Source organism: Listeria weihenstephanensis, from assembly GCF_003534205.1.
GTDB classification, from domain to species: domain Bacteria; phylum Bacillota; class Bacilli; order Lactobacillales; family Listeriaceae; genus Listeria_A; species Listeria_A weihenstephanensis.
On sequence record NZ_CP011102.1, the window covers coordinates 1,294,431 to 1,311,810 of the forward strand.

The following is a 17,380-nucleotide window of genomic DNA, read 5'->3' on the forward strand; positions in this document are numbered from 1 at the left end:
GTCCATTTTCCAAATCTAGCAAATAAAACAAAGGGAGTTTTTTAAATGAAAAAAATTATTTTAGCGTTGACATTAGTATTATTAGCAGTAGTAGCAGTAGGTTGTGGAGGTACAGACGACAAAGCAAACGGGGACGAGAAGAGCGTCGTGATCGGCGTTAGTGCCGGCGATCGTACATGGCCTGAAATCAAGAAAATCGCTAAAAAAGATGGCATCAACATTGAATTAAAAGAATTCAGCGATTACGTCCTTCCAAACCGCGCGTTAGAGGATGGAGACCTAGATGCCAATGCCTTCCAAACCATCGCTTATTTCGATTCATTTATTAAAGAAAATAAATTAGATCTTGAACCACTCGCATCCACCGTTATCGCACCAATGGGCGTGTATTCTAATAAAGTAAAAGATATTAAAGACATCAAAAAAGGCGCTACAATCGCTGTTCCAGATGATAGCACAAACTACGGTCGCGCACTGCTACTTCTTCAAGAAGCAGGACTTATCACACTTGTCGATGATTTTGATGGGAATGGTTCTCCAGAAGCAGTAAAAGAAAATCCGAAAAACCTAACAATCAAGCCAATGGTTGCCGGTCAAATCCCGCGTGCCTTGGATGATGTAGATGCAGCAGCAATCAATAACGGGGTTGCCGTTGAAGCCAAGTTAGACCCGCTAAACGATGCTATTTTCCTTGAATCCGACACAGCAAAACCATATATCAATATCATCGCTGTCCGCAAAGGTGACACAGATCGTGCCGCACTGAAAAAAATCGTAGAAATTTATCACTCCGATGAAATGAAGAAATTTATCGATAATACGTATAAAGGAAGCTCGATTCCAGCGTTTGTTCCACTGAGCGAGTTAGAAACATACAAAGAAACATGGTCGAAAAAATAAAGCCTAAATTAAAGGAGCGATGTTTACATGGTACAAACAAAACTGACATGGTCTGAAGCCATCGAAACCAATATTGATACCCAAAAAGACTTTTATATAGAGGTAAGTCATGACATCCACGACCATCCAGAAATCGGAAACGAAGAGTTCTATGCTAGCGAAAAACTGGCAAACATTCTTGGAAAAGCAGGATTCACAGTAGAACTCGACGTAGCAGGCCATAAAACAGCCTTTATCGCTCGCAAAAAAGCATCAAAGCCCGGAACAACCGTCGCATTTTTAGCAGAATACGACGCGTTACCAGGCCTTGGACATGCATGCGGTCATAATATTATCGGAACAACAAGTGTGGCAGCAGCGATTGCTGTTGCTGGAATTTTAGAAGAAGTTGGCGGAGAAGTCGTCGTACTTGGAACGCCAGCTGAAGAGGGTGGTCCAAACGGTAGCGCAAAAGGTAGTTTTGTTAAACACGATTTATTAAAAGGTATTGACGCAGCGCTCATGATTCATCCATCAAGTGATTCAGCCCTAACAACACCATCCTTGGCTGTAGACGTTTTGGAGTTCGAATTTTTTGGAAAACCGGCGCATTCCGCGGCAAATCCTGAAGATGGCATTAACGCGCTCGACGGATTGATCCAATTTTACAATGGTGTCAATGCATTGCGGCAACACGTGACATCTGATGTACGTATCCATGGAATTATCCTAGACGGCGGTCAAGCACCAAATATTGTTCCAGATTACGCTCGCGCTCGCTTTTTCACACGCGCTGATAAACGCCATCGCCTAAACGAAGTCACAAAACGCGTGATTCAAGTAGCAGAAGGCGCTGCAATCCAAACCGGTACAACGTTCAAAGTGACAAATATTCAAAACGGCGTCGATGATTTCTTGATTAACAAACAGTTCAATCGCGTCTTTGCCCGCATTGCCGAACAGCTAGACGAACCAATCAAAACTGACAGTCGCGGCATTGGCTCAACGGACGCAGGAAACATCAGTCAAGTTATCCCGACAATCCACCCTTACATCAAAATTGGCTCCAGCGATTTGATCGGTCATACCGTCGAGTTTAGAGAAGCCGCAAGATCCGCAGACGGCGATAAAGCCTTAATAAAAGGAGCAAAACTTATCGCGTTAACCGCTTTAGAACTATATACAGATGAAGCGCTGCTTGCCGATATTAAGAAAGAATATGAAGCAACAAAACAAATCTAAAGTAAAGGGGATGAGCGCGGCGCTTGTCTCCTTTTATACGAAAAATATAATAAAATTTAAATTAATCTTTTAATTTAGAAAAAAGTATTTATTTTAGTTAAGAAATAGCGTATGATAGAAATATTCACACAAAAAAGGGGAGTTACATATGAAAAAGAGATATACACTAAGCGCAATATGGATGTTATCCGTGCTTATTCTATCGGCATGTGGAGGTGGAAAAGATACCACAAGTCAAGCTAGCAACGAGCAAGTCCTTCGCGTCATCGAATCCACAGAGATTCCACTCATGGATACTACGCTCGCAACAGATGGTGTTAGCTTTACCGCAATGAACCAAGTTTTCGAAGGTCTCTATACACTTGACGAAAACGATCAAATTATCCCTGCTGCAGCCGAAGCTATGCCAGAAATAAGCGAAGACCAAAAAACATATACGATCAAAATTCGTGACAGCGCTAAATGGTCTGATGGTTCCAACTTAACTGCAGCCGATTTTATTTATGCGTGGCAAAAAGTCGTCGATCCAAAATCAGGTGCGCAGTATTCCTTCCTATATCGTGATGTTGTCCAAAATGCGAGTGACATCATCGACGGTAAAAAAGATCCAAAAGAGTTAGGCATAAAAGCACTGGATGATAAAACAATCCAAGTAAACTTAACACAAGTGGTGCCGTACTTTAATTCCCTGCTCACATTTGGGCCGTTTTACCCGCAAAAAGAAAGCTATGTAAATAAAGAAGGGAAAGATTTTGCAAAGGATTCCGATCATTTACTCTACAACGGTCCATTCACAATGGCTGACTGGTCTGGAACGAGCAAATCTTGGAGTTTTGTCAAAAACGATACGTATTGGGATAAAAAGAACGTGAAGCTAGATAAAATAGACGTCCAAGTTGCGAAAGAACCTGGAGCAGCAGTTAATTTATACAATACTGGTAAAGTCGACCGCGCACCATTAACTGGCGACTATGCGAGCCAATATAAAACAAATAAAGAATTCGTTGCCGAACCAGATTCGTACGTTTACTGGCTTAAATTCAATCAAAAACGCGATGGTAAGACAACAGACGTGGCGAATGTAGAACTACGAAAAGCCATTGCTCAAGCGATTAACAAAGAAGCACTCGCTGATACAGTCATAGCTAACGGCGCGACGGCTATCAATGGAGAAATACCAAAAGGCTTCGCTCAAAATCCACAAACAGGAAAAGATTTTCGCGAAGACAGTGGTGACCATCTAACCTACGATGTGGCGGAGGCCAAAGAGCATTTCGCTAAAGCCAAACAACAACTAGGGAAAAAGGAACTAACATTAGAACTAGTTGGCGATGACCAAGAATTCGCTAAAAAAACATTGGAGTTCATCCAAAGTGAACTGGAAACCAATCTCGACGGATTAAAGATAACCTTAAAAACAGTCCCATATAAAAACAGGCTAGCACTTGACCAGGCACAAGATTACACGATCCAACTTTCGCGCTGGGCACCAGCGTACAAAGACCCAATGACCTATATCGCAAGCTGGCAAACAGACAACAATTACAATAATATGAGCTATACAAGCCCTGCTTACGACAAGTTAACAACTGATATAACAACAACGCTAGCAACCAATCCAGAAGCTCGTTGGCAAGCAATGCTCCAAACTGAAAAAGTACTACTCGACGAAGATGCAGCGATTGCGCCACTTTACCAAAACGCAACCGCCGTACTTGAAAAGCCCTATGTCAAAGGTGTAGTAAAACATTTATTCGGTGCCCCGTACAGTTTTAAAGGTGCCTATATTGAAAAATAGACCGTAGAAAAATCGCCACTCCATTATTTTTAAGGAGCTGGCGATTTCTTTGTTACCTATTCATTTTGAAAAGACTTTTTTATCACGAGAAGCATCTAAACCAGTAATAAACAACAGGATACCCGCGAAAATAAGAATGCCAAGTGGAACCGTGTAGCCGTCTGTGACATCGTGAAGCATCCCGAAAAGCGTTGGACCTGTCGCTGCGAGAAGATAGCCCACGGATTGCGCCATACCAGATAAATCAGCAGCTTCTGTAGCTGTCGTTGTCCGTAAATTGAAGAACATCATACATACGCTAAACGCAGTTCCTGAGGCCACGCCAGTGATAAAGACAGAAATACTTGTTATCCATAGGTGTCCAGATCCGAGCATTAACCCTGTGGTGCCTAAAAGTAGCAAGACGACCATCGTGATCACGATAGGTTGCTGCGACTTCATTTTTCCAGCAATGATTGGGACGATAAATGTAAAGGGAAGAATCCCGAGTTGCAATAAGGAAAGCATGAATCCAGCCTGAGTACTGGCCATTCCTTGACTGATTAAGATATTAGGAAGCCAAGCGACCATTACATAGAAAACCGTCGATTGCATCCCCATAAAAATCGTGATTTTCCAAGCAAGTGGGGATTTCCAAATATTTTTTTTCGTAGCGTGTTCCGTATGATTAGAAACAGGAGGCTTATTATATTTTAACTGAGGCAACCAAATGAGGAGCGCAATAATAGCAACCGCGGACAAGGAAACAAGTGCCCCTTGCCAACCAAAGCCAGACTTCACAGCAATTGGAACGCTGAGTCCAGAGGCAAGCATAGCGCATACATTCATCGAAATCGAGTACATACCAGTCATCAATCCCATTTTGAAAGGAAACTCTTTTTTGATCAAACTAGGAAGTAATACATTTCCAACAGCAATCGCAATACCAATCATAAACGTTCCCAACAGAAGTAGTGAAATGCCACCAAAAGGACGAATAAGGCTACCAATAACCATCAAGCACAGTGCAAAAAAGACAACGAGTTCCATGCCATATTTACGCGCTATTTTGGAAACGAATGGCGATAGTCCAGCAAAAGCAAGTAATGGCAACGTAGTTAGGAAACCGGTCATGGTGTTCGACATCGGTAAATCCACACGAATATAGCTGAGTAAAGGGCTTATCGCCGTAATCGGCGCTCGTAAATTGGCAGCGACTAGTAAAATACCGATAATAAGTAAAATACGACTCCGTACTTTTACTTTTTCATCAGGGGAGATGAGTTCTTTCTCCATCGTACTTAACCTTCTTTCTTTGGTAAAATGATTTGTTTAAATTGCGAAATATACATGTCCACGCAATGTACAGCAGAAGCGGCATCTTGATTTCGGATAGCCAAAATAAGATCCGTGTGCCCAGCATTGCTTGCATCATGCATTTCTGTCGTACTCGTAATCGACATTTGGATTTCCTCAAATAGATGCGCATACATATCAATTAATAATGGGTTATAAGAAGCCGCCGTAATCGTTTGATGCAACTGCCAATCTGCTTCCACAAACTTCTCTAAATTACTTTCTTTCGTGAACTGGAAGCATTGATCACGAAACCGCTCCATTTCCAGCAAGTCTTCCTCTGTCCTACGCAAACAAGCGAGCGATACAGCTTCCCGATCAAGCGCATGTCGCACTTCTAAAATTTCTAAGACAGCGGCACTTTTAATTCGCTTTTGAAGCACAGCATTGAGCTCACTTGTTGATAACACAAAGGTACCATCTCCTTGCTTCACTTCGAGTAAGCCGACATGTGATAACGCTCTAATAGCTTCACGCAAAGTATTTCGGCTCACACCGAATTGTTCCATTAAGTCCGCTTCATTGGGCAGGCGATCGCCAATTTCCCAAACGCCATTCTTAATCATGTCCTCAATTTGATCATATACTTGTTCCACCAGTGTTTTTTTTTGTAATTTATGTAGCATAATGAAGCACTCCCTTTAAAGGTAGGATGATTGGTTCATAGGATATCTTATCGTGTTTTAGTGTAAAAGTAAACCCTAAAATATAACTTTTATCAAAAACTTATAAAAAAACAACGAAAATTTTCATGAAAACTGGAAACTGTGCTAGAATATGAATAAGAAGCGAGGGGAGTGTGTTCTGTGGAAGAACTATGGGAGAAATTTAAAGCAAATACCGGATTACAACGAGTTCTTATTTTTGCGCTACTCGTCTTTGTCCTGTATTTGGTAAGAAGTATGATCGATCTAATCTTATTAACTTTTATTTTCACATTTCTAATCACAAGACTAGAAAAAGTGATTTTGCGATGGGTGAAAGTCCCGAGGAAACTAATTGTCATTGTTTTGTATGTTTTGATCGTTATTTTCTTGTATTTCGCGATTACGCATTATTTACCAATTATTATTGATCAAGTTATTTCGACGTTTAACGCCGTGATGAAATTTTATAATAATCCTGGAAATAATGATTTCTTGAAATATGTTGTGAATTTAATTAATGACTCGAATGTAAAAGCGTATATTGATTCTGGTGTGAAATTCATCATTGGTTCATTAAGTGGTATCGGAAGTATTGGTATATCGTTCTTCATGGCCTTGATTTTAAGTCTGTTTTTCGCGCTAGAACAAGAACGTGTGGTTCATTTTTCAAGCAAGTTTTTAACGAGTAAAATAGGACCCGTTTTCCGTGAGATTGCCTATTTCGGGAAAAAATTTGTAGGAACATTTGGCGTGGTACTGGAAGCGCAGTTTTTGATCGCGCTTGTCAATACATTTTTGACGACGATTGCTCTGATTGCGATGGGCTTCCCGCAAGTTCTAACGCTATCCATCATGGTTTTCCTATTAGGCTTAATTCCAGTAGCAGGGGTTATTATTTCGTGTATCCCGCTATCCATTATCGCCTATTCCGTAGGTGGAATAACCGATGTAATAGTCATTTTAATCACGATTGTCATTGTTCATGCGATTGAAACCTATATACTCAATCCAAAACTGATGTCATCTAAAACAGATTTACCCGTATTCTACACATTCATCATCCTTATATTCTCGGAGCATTTTTTCGGCGTATGGGGACTAATTGTAGGTATTCCAGTTGTCGTGTTCCTATTCGATGTATTAGGAGTACGAGGAAATGAAGCGGAAATTAAAAATCGAAGTTTCTGGGGCTTTAAAAAGAAGCCGAAGAAGAACAAATAAAATAAGCGTGTAATCCCCGAATGGGATTACACGCTTATTTTTCATGACCACAAAAATGCTTTTACAGCGGCATCAACGTCTTTATTTTCATGAAGTTTACTATGCTGCGCCTTGCTTCCTGTAAAGACGAGTTCCTGATAACTCAAAGCATTGCTAAAAATGAATTTTCCTGACAATGCACTGGCAAGCGAAACACTCGTATCACTCTTCGTGCCATCCAAAACATCACCAGCGATATTTAAAACGTCAAGTGATGGAGGAATCGCACTTTTGTTCGCAATAAACGCCGCGTAACGCTCTGTTTGGGCACCAGGTCCACTATCTGTTAAATCATACGCGGTTTTACCATCGTCACCAATGACCAAACCGTTAAACGGAGCTCCGATTGTGACCATCTTTTTCACAGCAGGAAATTCTGGCTTGTTGTTTGCGGCTTCAAGGTAACTAACCCCATCGACGCCACCCATAGAATGACCAACTATATTAACATTCGGAATATGATAGTCACTTTTCAGCTCGCGCATGACCGTTTGAAGCCACACAGTTTGATTCTCAAGCGAACTTTTATTATCTTCAAAAAGAACTTGGATCAGCGGTTTTGTAGCAAATTTATCCCAAGTGCCAGTGTATTTCGTTTTCCCACTAGGCGAAACAGAGACAACGAGAGACCTTGTCGCATCACCATTTCGCGCGAGACGATCCATCATATGCCCCATTGAATTCTTCGTTCCAGAATACCCGTGTAGAAATAGCGTTGGAACATCAATCGTCTTTACTTTCGAAGCGGTATTACTCACGACCGTTTTTTTAGCGTCCTCGGCGTTCGAATTTCCTTTTGTGCTATTGTGTGCTGCAAAAATAAAACCAAAACCAATAACAAATACAGCTAGAATACTAAAGGTGATTAATAATTTCTTCATGATAAGTTACTCCTTAAATCCCCATAAAAATTTAGCGACATAGTTATCAACAACTGGTGATTCATGCATGTTACTATGTGTCGCTGTTGGGCCTGTTAACGTATGAGTCTCAACATATTGATTGGTGAAAAGTTCTTTTCCGTACATCACACTATCAATTTTGACCTCTCCGTCACTATTTGTGCCATCTTCTAAATTACCACCAATGATCATAATACGTGTACTACTCTTTAATTTTTTCTCCATTTGTTTGGCAAATTTCGTATGAATAGCAGTAGCGTTTTGCAAATCTACTTCCTGATCTCCATTGACATACTCTTCTGGATAAAAAGGAACAGCTAGAAAGACGATTTTTTGAACTTCTGGATAATCTGGGTTATTGGCATAAGACGCCAAGTAAGAAACCCAAGCACCACCGCCCATGGAATGTCCAACAGCGTTAAACTTCGTGACACCATAATGATCTTGCAGGTAACTCATGACTTTTTTTGTCCAGAGTGATTGCTGCGTCATCGTTGAGCGATTATCAGCAAAAACAATATTGATAAGTGGATTGTCGGCCTTCTTTCCATTATAGGTTCCCTTCACCGTGATATCCCCAGTAGGACTTACTTTCACCGTCAAAGCATCCGTCGCCCAATCATATTCTTGGTCAAAGCGCCTGATCATGCCATGAAGTGACCGATCCGTACCACGATAACCGTGAATAAATATTGTTGGAGTTGTACTTTGATTCACTTCACGGTGTGTCCCATTTAGCTGAATCAATAGCAGAATTGCTGCCGCCATGAAAATAGCTGATAATAATCCCATCCATAAACTTTTTTTCCACATACGCAATATCCTCTTTTCTAAATTAACAACATCTTAGTAAAGTATACAAGTTTTTCAGGAAAAGCGCATCTTCTATCTCATATAAAATTGAATCTTTATTTTTACAGCGGCATTTATTTATAGTATACTGAACATAAACACGTAAGAAATGAGGGAGTAGTAAGTTATGATTAAACGTACGGCAGAGGTTGTTCTAGCTGTTATCGGCATGTTACTAGGATTGGTGACGCTGGTTGGATTTACAGTGATTGGATTTATATTGGACAAAGCAGGAAGCACAAAAGAGGGTATTGCATCGTTCACGAGAAGCTATTACCAAAGTTTAGAAGAATCGGGTATTTCTGTAGCAGATGTTCCAAGTGCGAAACAAGTGCTTGACATGGTGCACACATATGCAGTACTAGCACTTATTGCAACGATTATCTTCACAATTATGCTTATCATTGGCTTGATTTTCATTACAGGCAATAAAAAACCAGTACTTGCAGGATTTATGTTTCTGATTGCTGGAATTATTGTTACAATTGGTGGCTTTGTTGTTGCTGGTTTCGTGCCAGGACTACTACTTGTTATCGCGGCTATTCTAAGCTTCGTACGCAAGCCTAAAGATCCATTTATGGCCTAACGCAACAGGTAAACCGCATCTTCCATCATGGAGATGCGGTTTATTTTTATTTGAAGTGGGAAAAGGATAAGAGAAGTCCTTGGGAGGTTTGTAAAATGAAAAATAAGAAAAACTGGTTATTAATAGGCTCTGCAGCAGGTGCACTCGGTGCTGCTGTGGCCTACGCCGTTTTAAATCAAAAAACATTGGATCCATTTGAAGAAGGAAAAGTAGAGGAACTGGATTTAGAGGAGAACAATATGGTTTCAGAAGGTGCGATGTCAACGATTGATTATGAGAACAAGCGACAAGAATTAAAAAAATAATGGGCGTACCCTGTAGCCTACTGCCAAACATCTTCCATTGGCAGTAGGCTTTTTCATCTCAATTTATATTTTTTTCTATTAAACGTTTCCCTTTTGGTGTAATGTGATACGTGATGTCTTCCAAGTGATACACTCGAAAAACATAGCCATAACTTTCTAATGTGTAGAGAACGGTCAAAATGATATCTTTACTTAAATTCGTTTTTCTCTCTATTTGGCTACTCGCTTTGTTGAAATTTGTGAGTGACAACCCACCATCTTCCAATTGAGTTAAGATGGTAGTAAGGTGTTTGTTTATATTTTTCTTCATTTCCCCTTCACCTCTATTTCTATTCATCCCATAAAAGCATTCTCGTACACATCAGAAAATTAGTTTATTTTGCTCATTTAAAAATCGCCCCCCCATCGCTTTAGAATCAGTTCTATAGACAATTATCACCCCCCTAAATGAGTATAACCCTTGTATAGAAAAATTAAAAATCAGAATCCAAAGACAGTGTCATATTCACGTCAAAAATATCACTTTTTTGAAATAGTACGTAAAAAGAAACATAATTAAGTCTAGTAAGTTAATACAAGCTTTGATATAGTAGGAAGTGGAATATAAGTATGAAGAAGCGCTGTTGTGTTGTCTCAAAATGATAGGCAGTAGGACTCTAGTTGTAGGGAAAGTTCCAACCCGAGTAGCTTACTCAAAAGACGAAACTATTTTATGATAGTTGTATAGTAAAGCAAGGAGGACATAATCATGAGAGGAATTATAATCGGCGTTTTAGTCGCAGCACTCATCATAGCAATCATTGTTTTCCTTTGGCCCGCGATTATGGCGGCGCTCGGAGCTGGACTCGGTTACTGGGCTCTAAGACAATGGACGATAGCAAACAGTGTTGGAGAAAAGATTTTATACGGCGTACTTATCGGTGTCGGGGCATTCATCATCTTGACGAACTTATCTGGCGTTATTACCGTAGCCATTGTTGTAGCATTGATTTACTTCTTAACGAGAAATAAGCGCAAAAACACAAACCCGAATACATTTGACTATTGATATATACTAAACAATTGGAGGAAATAACAATGACAAACTTCTTAAACAAATTCAAACAAGCTGTAAATAATGACTGGGATGCAATGAAAGAAAAACGTGAAGAAAAGAAACGCAATTCAGTATCCTATTATCTAGATCAAACGAAAAAAGAAATGAAAGATATTGAACGTGCTGTGGACAAACAACGTGAATTGAAATCTCTATTCTATAAAGAATGCACAGAAATTGAGAAATATATCGAAAAACGTGAGCATCAAGCAAAAATTGCGGAAGAAGCTGGCGAAGAAAAATTAGCTAACTTTGCGAAAGAGGAAGTAGCACAATATAAGGAACAACTTAAAACAACAGAGGATCATTACCAAAATGCAACGGAGCAACTAGACAAATTAGAAATGCGGATGCACGAAATGCGTTTGAAATGGAAGAACTTGAAAACACAATACTTGGCTGAAACGGCTGAGAAAAACGCATCAGAAACTGCTGAAAAAATGGATAAAGTTATCCACGACATGAGCTGGGGAAGCGTGACAGACTACCACGAAGCGCAAAAACAACGCGACCTTGCAGATACTGCTAAAAAACAAGCGGACATGACAAGTGAACTTTCACAAACATTTGATGAATTAATGGCAGAACTAGAGAAGAAAACAGCAAAAGGTAAAGAAGCAATCAAAGGAAAAACACAAGATTTTACGCAAATGGTAGATGAAATTATCGAACGTGAAAAACAAAACTTCAAGAAAAAAGACAATGCTTCGATGGAAGAAATGCTGGATGATCTAGAGCGTGAAGCGAACAAACAAGCGAAGGCGGACAAAAAAGCAGAAGAAAAAGAAGTCCTCATTCCTGAACTTGAAGAGAAAGACACGCAACCAGAAGATAAAAAAGAGCAAGAATAAATAAAAAAGACTAGCTATCATTTCTGAAACTTGGAACTGATAGCTAGTCTTTTTTTGCATATTAATTTCAAATTTGGGTAAACAAAGAACGTAAAGAGGTTGCATTTTTTTAAATAAGTTGTATAATAATTGGTATAGACCAGTTGTAGAAGGGATGATTTTATAATGACTTCAAAAGTAATCAAGAACGCAGTAATATACACAGGCGAATCTGTTATCGCGGAGGGTTTTGTAAGGTTCGATAAAGAAGTTACTGAAGTAGGACCTATGACGAGCTATCAAGAACAAGCGAATGAAGAAGTGATTGATGCAAAAGGTCAAAAATTAGTACCAGGATTTATCGACGTCCATACACATGGTGGTTATAGCTTTGACGTTATGGATGCCGATCCTGAGAAATTGAAAAAACAAATGCATAAAATGATCGGAGAAGGACTTACAACTATTTTTCCGACGACGATGACGCAATCCAATGAAAACATTGAAAAAGCATTGCGTGTGATTGACGAAGTTGCCAAGGAAGTTCCTGTAATCGGTGGTATTCACTTAGAAGGGCCGTTCGTGTCGCCAGTGTTTAAAGGAGCGCAACCAGAAGAATATATTACAGAACCTGATTTAGAACTTTTCAAAAAATGGTATAAAGCGAGTGGGGAACGTATTAAATTAGTGACCTATGCGCCAGAACATAGTACTTCTCCGGCTTTTGAAGATTTGTGTATTGAACTTGGTGTGGTGCCTTCTGTCGGGCATTCTAATGCTTGTCGCGCGCAGTTGATTCATAGTAAAGCGAGTCACGCGACGCATATGTATAATGCATGTCGTCCGCTACATCATCGTGAGCCTGGTGTTGTCGGTCATGTGATGCTAGAGAAAAATATTCAAGCGGAGCTGATTGTCGATGGCATCCATGTGCATCCGGATATGATTAAATTGGCGTATAACGTGAAGGGTTCAGAGCACATTAATATTATTACGGATTCAATGCGTGCCAAAGGAATGCCGGATGGTGATTATGAACTTGGTGGTCAAAAAGTTTATGTGAAAGATCGCCAAGCACGTTTAGAAGATGGAACGTTGGCTGGAAGTGTACTCAAATATGATGATGCTTTCCGTAACATGATTAAATTCGCTGGTTGCACGATGGAAGAAGCTGTTCTGATGTCATCGGTTAACCAAGCTAAAGAGTTTAAATTAGATAAAAAAGGTGGCATTGCAGTTGGAAAAGATGCTGACTTTAACCTTTTGAATGATGCGCTAGAAATTCAAGCAACCTATTCATTCGGTGAAAAACATATTAACTAATAGGAGGAAATCAAACATGAACATTATTATTAAAGATACAAAAGCAGAAGCATCAAAAGAAGCTTTCCAAATCATTGAGAAAGCCATTAAATCAGGTGAAGCTAAAACACTTGGCTTAGCAACAGGAAGTACACCGACGGATCTATATAAAGAGTTTGTGAATAGTGATGTGGATACATCGGAACTTGTCTCTGTAAACTTAGATGAGTACGTGGGGTTAGCAGCAGACGATCCAAATAGCTACAACTACTATATGAACGATGTCCTTTTTTCGAAAAAGAAATTTAAAGAGAGCTATTTGCCAGACGGTTTAGCGACAGATGCTGAGGCGGAATGCGCACGTTACGAACAAGTTCTAGCGGATCACCCTATTGATATTCAAGTACTTGGAATTGGTACAAACGCGCATATCGGTTTTAACGAACCAGGCACACCGTTTGAAACACCAACGCATAAAGTATTGTTGACAGAATCTACACGTGAGTCGAATAAAATTTATTTTGACCGTGAAGAAGACGTACCAACACATGCGTATTCGATGGGAATTAAATCAATTATGGGCGCTAAAAAAATCATTTTACTAGCATTTGGTGCGAATAAAGCACAAGCAATCAAAGATACAGTGGAAGGCAAAGTGGACGTTAGCATTCCAGCTTCTGTTTTACAAAACCACCCTGATGTAACGATTGTTGTCGATAAAGACGCAGCATCTCTTTTATAAAAGAAAAAATGGCACCAAGCGATTCTGTTTCAGTAGATGGGATAGCTTGGTGCATTGTTTATGTAGGAATTTTATGTTATACTCACTTCTAAATAAAGAAGGTGGTAAATATGATAGATAAGTCGTCGGGGATACCGATTTATATTCAAATTCAAGGTGAGATTAAACAAAAAATTGAAGATGGTATATGGCAAGTTGGGAAGGCAATTCCTGCGGAGCGCCAGTTAGCCGAAATGTTTCATGTGAGCAGAATGACGGTCCGCCAAGCGATACAGGGCCTTGTTGATGATTCTATTTTACAGCGCCGTGTTGGGGCGGGAACTTTTATTGCCGAGAAAAAGATGACAGAGCATTTAGAAGCGGTTACAAGTTTTACGAATTTAATGATTCATGAAGGTAAAACGCCATCGTCACGGATTGTTTCTTACGGGATTAGACCAGCGAGTACGCAAGAGCGAGAGGCGTTGCAGCTTCCTGAAAATAGTAATGTCATGAAAATAGAACGTATCCGGTACGGTGATAAAATACCGATTTTGTTTGAAGTGGTGGTTGTTCCTGAAAATATCGCGTCACTATTGAATAAAGAAGATATCATGGATTCATTATATGAAGCTATTTTATCCAAACTAGGTCAGAATATTGGCGAAGCGGAACAAATCATGGAAGCCGCGCTAGTGTCCGAAAAGGTGGCACCGTATTTAGATGTGAAGATGGGATCACCAGTAATGAAACTGCGCCAGATCACATTTTTACAAGATGGTAGGCCGTTTGAATTTACACGTTCGCAATATGTTGGGAATCGATTCCAATTTGTTGCGAGAGTAAAACAATAGAAATAGACAGAGTAATTGGAGCATAGAAATGTGTTCTGGTTGCTCTTTTTTAGGCAAAATAATTCCGTAAAAAAGAGGGGCGTGGTATCTTAGAGGACAGAGAGTGAAATGTGGAGGAGGAATTTGTGCGTGAAGAAATGGAGTTTATGGGGCATTAGCTTATTTGCAGTTGTGCTGTTCTTGTTTACTTCGCCAACAGCCGTTGAGGCACATGCGTATTTGCAAAGTTCGAATCCTGCAGATCAGTCGGAACTTGCCAAATCACCAGACAAAGTGGTGTTGACTTTTACGGAGATGATCCAAAATGAATATCCTTCTATTATTGTGCGAGATTCGGAAGGGAAACGTGTCGAGGATGGAAAAGCGTATATCAACAAGGAGAACGATCATGTTGTGGAAGTCGGTCTCGCGAGTTCGCTTCCAGCAGATATTTATAGTGCGGAGTGGCGTGTCGTTTCAGCAGATGGGCATCCTGTTTCTGGTGTTATTTCTTTTAAAATAGGGAACGTAGATAAGAACTTTACAGCAAGTGCGGTGGGGAAAAGCGATAGTTCTTCTTGGCCAAGTACACTTGTGAAGGTAATCTTGTACATAGGTTTTAGTGTAGTGGCAGGAGTTCTGCTGTTTTATATCGCTTTATATCGTGGAAAAGTAGATGAAAAACTGCGTAGGAGAACTGTTCAAGCATTGACTGTTGGAATTGGATTGTTGCTGATTGGCTTCTTGTTATTTTTGCCGGTACAAGTTCAAATTTATACGGGTGGAAATGGTTTGGATTTTGATGCGATGAAGCAGTTGATTCAAACCTCAACGATTGGACACTTGTGGCTGATTCAGCTGGGTTCGCTATTATTGCTGATTGTGAGTTTTGTCGTGATAATTCGAAAACAGTGGATGGAGCGCGTATGGATTTGGCTCGTATCACTTTGCTTTTTCTTGGTGATTTTATTTGCGAAAGCGATGCAGGGTCATGCGGCTGGTAGTCCTGATAAGACAATCGCGATTCCGATGGATTTCTTGCATCTCCTCAGCGCCTCGGCGTGGGTTGGTGGCATTTTAGTCCTGTTTTTCTTGTTGGCGAAGCAGAAACTGGCGAAGGAGACTTGGAATCGGTTTAGTCCTTATGCAGCGGGATTTGTCGCGGTAATTATCGTTAGTGGGCTGCTGATGAGTGTCATGAATATTGGCTCGATGACAAAGCTATTCACAACGGAATATGGGAAGGTTATTTTGCTAAAAGTGGCGCTTTTTCTAGTCATGGGTGCGCTGGGTTTGGTACATTATTTGTATATGCGACAAACGGGGCGGCAACTGTCCGCGAAAACGATTATCGCAGAGTTTGGCATTGGTATCGCAATTTTAGGTGTAGCAGCCTTTTTAACAAATGTTCAAACGCCACCACCAGCGCCGCCAGAAGCTTTTTCTGAGAAGGTAGCGGTGAAATCGGGTTATGTCACTTTGAAAATTGCACCGGCGATTGTGGGTGAAAACACGTTTATGGTCGTATTTACGGATGAGGATGGGCAAGTACGTTCAGATTTCCAACAAGTGAGGTTAACAGCTGTTCCAAATGGTGGAAAGAAGGAAAGTGAGTTTCAAGCGGTCAAAGATAAACAAGACGTATATGTGGCCACTGGTTTGTATTTGAATGCGACGGGACGCTGGGAAATAAAGATTCACGCACTTGGAAATGATTTTTCAGAGATAGATACAAGTTTTACCATCAAAATAAAACAGTAGGGGAGTTTTTGATATGAAGAAATTAATTGGCGTTTTAATGGCGGGCTTGATGCTCGTAGTATCACCAGTATTGGCTAGTGCACATGTGAGTGTGGCACCAACGGAATCGACGACGGGAGCTTGGGAGACATATACGGTGAAAGTACCAGTCGAAAAAGATAGCGCAACGATCAAGCTTGTCGTTAAAATTCCGACGGGTGTCGCATTTCAATCGTATGAGCCTGTTCCTGGTTGGAATGTGGCAGTGAACAAGGCGGATAGTACGGTAACCTGGACGGCTGCTGGGAAAGGCATTCAAAATGGTGAGTTCCAGCGGTTTAGTTTTATAGCGCAGAATCCAGATAAGGCTGGGGCTGTGAATTGGAATGCGTATCAGTATTACCAAGACGGTTCGATTGTGGAGTGGACAGGGGATGCGGACGCGGATTATCCGCATGCCACAACAACAATTTCAAAAGCAGCGTCAGAAAGTGCGGCAGATTCTCATGGCAAGAAAGCGACAGAAAGCGATGAAAAAACAGAGGATAGTAAGAATCCATCTGTGGTACAATGGGTTTCACTGGGGATTGCTATTTTAGCGCTTGTTATTGCTGTGTGGAGTTTTCTTGTGAGACGTAAGAAATAACGAGAGGACGGAGAACGAATGAATAAAGATAAAATATGGGTGATACTATCCTATGCGAGCCATTTCTTTTTACCGGTCATTTTTCCGGCACTCGTATGGATTTTTGTGAAGTCTGATTATGTAAAGCGACATGCGAAAACAGTATTTTTAGTAGATTTAGTTCCAACTGCGCTGAATATTTTGTTCCTCATTATCATCGGATTGTACGGTTTTTCAACTGGAGACGAGTCGGGAATGACGTTTATTGCACTCTTTATGTTGGCTTTGATTCTTGTTATTAATATCGTCATTTTCATTTGGATTATTGTCAGAATTGTGAAGGTCGCTGTAAATAAAATATAAATAAAGGACGCCAGGGCTTGAATGTTCGGCGTTTTTTTGATAGATTGAATGTAGCAGAAGGGGT

At 40.4% G+C, this 17,380-nt stretch carries 19 protein-coding genes; 14 read left to right on the forward strand and 5 right to left on the reverse strand.

The window, feature by feature from the left end:
- The first annotated feature begins 45 nt into the window (after positions 1 to 45).
- The 3 genes from UE46_RS06290 (at position 46) to UE46_RS06300 (ending at position 3,919) form a co-directional block, all read left to right on the forward strand.
- Entirely contained in the window at positions 46 to 900 is an 855-nt protein-coding gene (locus UE46_RS06290) for a MetQ/NlpA family ABC transporter substrate-binding protein (protein WP_036062601.1), read from the forward strand.
- Positions 901 to 927: 27 nt separating this feature from the next.
- On the forward strand, positions 928 to 2,121 hold the full coding sequence (locus tag UE46_RS06295) for a M20 family metallopeptidase (RefSeq protein WP_036062599.1): 1,194 nt from the start codon (positions 928 to 930) through the stop codon (positions 2,119 to 2,121).
- A gap of 148 nt (positions 2,122 to 2,269) precedes the next feature.
- Entirely contained in the window at positions 2,270 to 3,919 is a 1,650-nt protein-coding gene (locus UE46_RS06300) for a peptide ABC transporter substrate-binding protein (RefSeq protein ID WP_036062597.1), read from the forward strand.
- Positions 3,920 to 3,979: 60 nt separating this feature from the next.
- On the opposite strand, the gene UE46_RS06305 is transcribed toward UE46_RS06300, so the two are convergent.
- Both UE46_RS06305 and UE46_RS06310 read right to left on the reverse strand, forming a co-directional pair.
- Positions 3,980 to 5,194 (reverse strand): CynX/NimT family MFS transporter, encoded by a 1,215-nt coding sequence (locus tag UE46_RS06305; protein ID WP_036062594.1) that lies wholly within the window; start codon positions 5,192 to 5,194, stop codon positions 3,980 to 3,982.
- Positions 5,195 to 5,199: 5 nt separating this feature from the next.
- Complete coding sequence (locus tag UE46_RS06310) at positions 5,200 to 5,880, reverse strand: FadR/GntR family transcriptional regulator (protein ID WP_036062591.1); 681 nt, start codon at positions 5,878 to 5,880, stop codon at positions 5,200 to 5,202.
- Between the two features lie 180 nt (positions 5,881 to 6,060).
- On the opposite strand from UE46_RS06310, the gene UE46_RS06315 reads away from it, so the two are divergent.
- Positions 6,061 to 7,122, forward strand: a complete 1,062-nt coding sequence (locus tag UE46_RS06315) for an AI-2E family transporter (RefSeq protein ID WP_118907478.1) — start codon at positions 6,061 to 6,063, stop codon at positions 7,120 to 7,122.
- A 41-nt stretch (positions 7,123 to 7,163) separates the two neighbouring features.
- On the opposite strand, the gene UE46_RS06320 is transcribed toward UE46_RS06315, so the two are convergent.
- Together UE46_RS06320 and UE46_RS06325 are read right to left on the reverse strand one after the other, a co-directional pair.
- Positions 7,164 to 8,042 (reverse strand): alpha/beta hydrolase, encoded by an 879-nt coding sequence (locus UE46_RS06320; protein WP_036062589.1) that lies wholly within the window; start codon positions 8,040 to 8,042, stop codon positions 7,164 to 7,166.
- 6 nt (positions 8,043 to 8,048) lie between these two features.
- Positions 8,049 to 8,855 carry an alpha/beta hydrolase gene (locus UE46_RS06325; protein ID WP_233230996.1) on the reverse strand — a complete coding sequence of 269 codons (807 nt, stop codon included), beginning with the start codon at positions 8,853 to 8,855 and terminating at the stop codon, positions 8,049 to 8,051.
- Positions 8,856 to 9,042: 187 nt separating this feature from the next.
- On the opposite strand from UE46_RS06325, the gene UE46_RS06330 reads away from it, so the two are divergent.
- Positions 9,043 to 9,501, forward strand: a complete 459-nt coding sequence (locus UE46_RS06330) for a DUF4064 domain-containing protein (protein ID WP_036062587.1) — start codon at positions 9,043 to 9,045, stop codon at positions 9,499 to 9,501.
- A 95-nt stretch (positions 9,502 to 9,596) separates the two neighbouring features.
- On the forward strand, positions 9,597 to 9,806 hold the full coding sequence (locus UE46_RS06335; protein ID WP_036062585.1) for a hypothetical protein: 210 nt from the start codon (positions 9,597 to 9,599) through the stop codon (positions 9,804 to 9,806).
- A gap of 58 nt (positions 9,807 to 9,864) precedes the next feature.
- Here UE46_RS06335 and UE46_RS06340 read toward each other — a convergent pair whose 3' ends face one another.
- The gene (locus UE46_RS06340) at positions 9,865 to 10,116 is read right to left on the reverse strand and encodes a DUF3116 family protein (protein ID WP_118907480.1); all 252 of its coding nucleotides are present in this window, start codon (positions 10,114 to 10,116) and stop codon (positions 9,865 to 9,867) included.
- A 438-nt stretch (positions 10,117 to 10,554) separates the two neighbouring features.
- Between UE46_RS06340 and UE46_RS06345 the strand changes: the two genes are divergently transcribed.
- The 8 genes from UE46_RS06345 (at position 10,555) to UE46_RS06380 (ending at position 17,316) form a co-directional block, all read left to right on the forward strand.
- Positions 10,555 to 10,854 carry a lmo0954 family membrane protein gene (locus UE46_RS06345; protein ID WP_036062582.1) on the forward strand — a complete coding sequence of 100 codons (300 nt, stop codon included), beginning with the start codon at positions 10,555 to 10,557 and terminating at the stop codon, positions 10,852 to 10,854.
- Between the two features lie 29 nt (positions 10,855 to 10,883).
- On the forward strand, positions 10,884 to 11,753 hold the full coding sequence (locus UE46_RS06350) for a PspA/IM30 family protein (protein WP_036062580.1): 870 nt from the start codon (positions 10,884 to 10,886) through the stop codon (positions 11,751 to 11,753).
- A gap of 165 nt (positions 11,754 to 11,918) precedes the next feature.
- On the forward strand, positions 11,919 to 13,055 hold the full coding sequence (nagA, locus tag UE46_RS06355; protein ID WP_036062578.1) for an N-acetylglucosamine-6-phosphate deacetylase: 1,137 nt from the start codon (positions 11,919 to 11,921) through the stop codon (positions 13,053 to 13,055).
- Positions 13,056 to 13,071: 16 nt separating this feature from the next.
- On the forward strand, positions 13,072 to 13,776 hold the full coding sequence (locus UE46_RS06360) for a glucosamine-6-phosphate deaminase (protein ID WP_036062576.1): 705 nt from the start codon (positions 13,072 to 13,074) through the stop codon (positions 13,774 to 13,776).
- 110 nt (positions 13,777 to 13,886) lie between these two features.
- On the forward strand, positions 13,887 to 14,609 hold the full coding sequence (locus tag UE46_RS06365; RefSeq protein WP_036062574.1) for a GntR family transcriptional regulator: 723 nt from the start codon (positions 13,887 to 13,889) through the stop codon (positions 14,607 to 14,609).
- Between the two features lie 129 nt (positions 14,610 to 14,738).
- The gene (locus tag UE46_RS06370) at positions 14,739 to 16,349 is read left to right on the forward strand and encodes a copper resistance CopC/CopD family protein (protein ID WP_051493040.1); all 1,611 of its coding nucleotides are present in this window, start codon (positions 14,739 to 14,741) and stop codon (positions 16,347 to 16,349) included.
- Between the two features lie 13 nt (positions 16,350 to 16,362).
- Positions 16,363 to 16,974, forward strand: a complete 612-nt coding sequence (locus UE46_RS06375) for a YcnI family copper-binding membrane protein (RefSeq protein ID WP_036062571.1) — start codon at positions 16,363 to 16,365, stop codon at positions 16,972 to 16,974.
- Positions 16,975 to 16,992: 18 nt separating this feature from the next.
- Positions 16,993 to 17,316: a magnetosome magnetite crystal formation protein family gene (locus UE46_RS06380; RefSeq protein ID WP_036062568.1), complete on the forward strand. Its 324-nt coding sequence runs from the start codon at positions 16,993 to 16,995 to the stop codon at positions 17,314 to 17,316.
- Positions 17,317 to 17,380: the final 64 nt, after the last annotated feature.

Coding starts and splice junctions, on each gene's coding strand:
- UE46_RS06290 (WP_036062601.1), top strand. CDS start 46: ATGAAAAAAATTATTTTAGCGTTGACATTAGTATTATTAGCAGTAGTA.
- UE46_RS06295 (WP_036062599.1), top strand. CDS start 928: ATGGTACAAACAAAACTGACATGGTCTGAAGCCATCGAAACCAATATT.
- UE46_RS06300 (WP_036062597.1), top strand. CDS start 2,270: ATGAAAAAGAGATATACACTAAGCGCAATATGGATGTTATCCGTGCTT.
- UE46_RS06305 (WP_036062594.1), bottom strand. CDS start 5,194: ATGGAGAAAGAACTCATCTCCCCTGATGAAAAAGTAAAAGTACGGAGT.
- UE46_RS06310 (WP_036062591.1), bottom strand. CDS start 5,880: ATGCTACATAAATTACAAAAAAAAACACTGGTGGAACAAGTATATGAT.
- UE46_RS06320 (WP_036062589.1), bottom strand. CDS start 8,042: ATGAAGAAATTATTAATCACCTTTAGTATTCTAGCTGTATTTGTTATT.
- UE46_RS06325 (WP_233230996.1), bottom strand. CDS start 8,855: ATGGGATTATTATCAGCTATTTTCATGGCGGCAGCAATTCTGCTATTG.
- UE46_RS06330 (WP_036062587.1), top strand. CDS start 9,043: ATGATTAAACGTACGGCAGAGGTTGTTCTAGCTGTTATCGGCATGTTA.
- UE46_RS06335 (WP_036062585.1), top strand. CDS start 9,597: ATGAAAAATAAGAAAAACTGGTTATTAATAGGCTCTGCAGCAGGTGCA.
- UE46_RS06340 (WP_118907480.1), bottom strand. CDS start 10,116: ATGAAGAAAAATATAAACAAACACCTTACTACCATCTTAACTCAATTG.
- UE46_RS06345 (WP_036062582.1), top strand. CDS start 10,555: ATGAGAGGAATTATAATCGGCGTTTTAGTCGCAGCACTCATCATAGCA.
- UE46_RS06350 (WP_036062580.1), top strand. CDS start 10,884: ATGACAAACTTCTTAAACAAATTCAAACAAGCTGTAAATAATGACTGG.
- nagA (WP_036062578.1), top strand. CDS start 11,919: ATGACTTCAAAAGTAATCAAGAACGCAGTAATATACACAGGCGAATCT.
- UE46_RS06360 (WP_036062576.1), top strand. CDS start 13,072: ATGAACATTATTATTAAAGATACAAAAGCAGAAGCATCAAAAGAAGCT.
- UE46_RS06365 (WP_036062574.1), top strand. CDS start 13,887: ATGATAGATAAGTCGTCGGGGATACCGATTTATATTCAAATTCAAGGT.
- UE46_RS06375 (WP_036062571.1), top strand. CDS start 16,363: ATGAAGAAATTAATTGGCGTTTTAATGGCGGGCTTGATGCTCGTAGTA.
- UE46_RS06380 (WP_036062568.1), top strand. CDS start 16,993: ATGAATAAAGATAAAATATGGGTGATACTATCCTATGCGAGCCATTTC.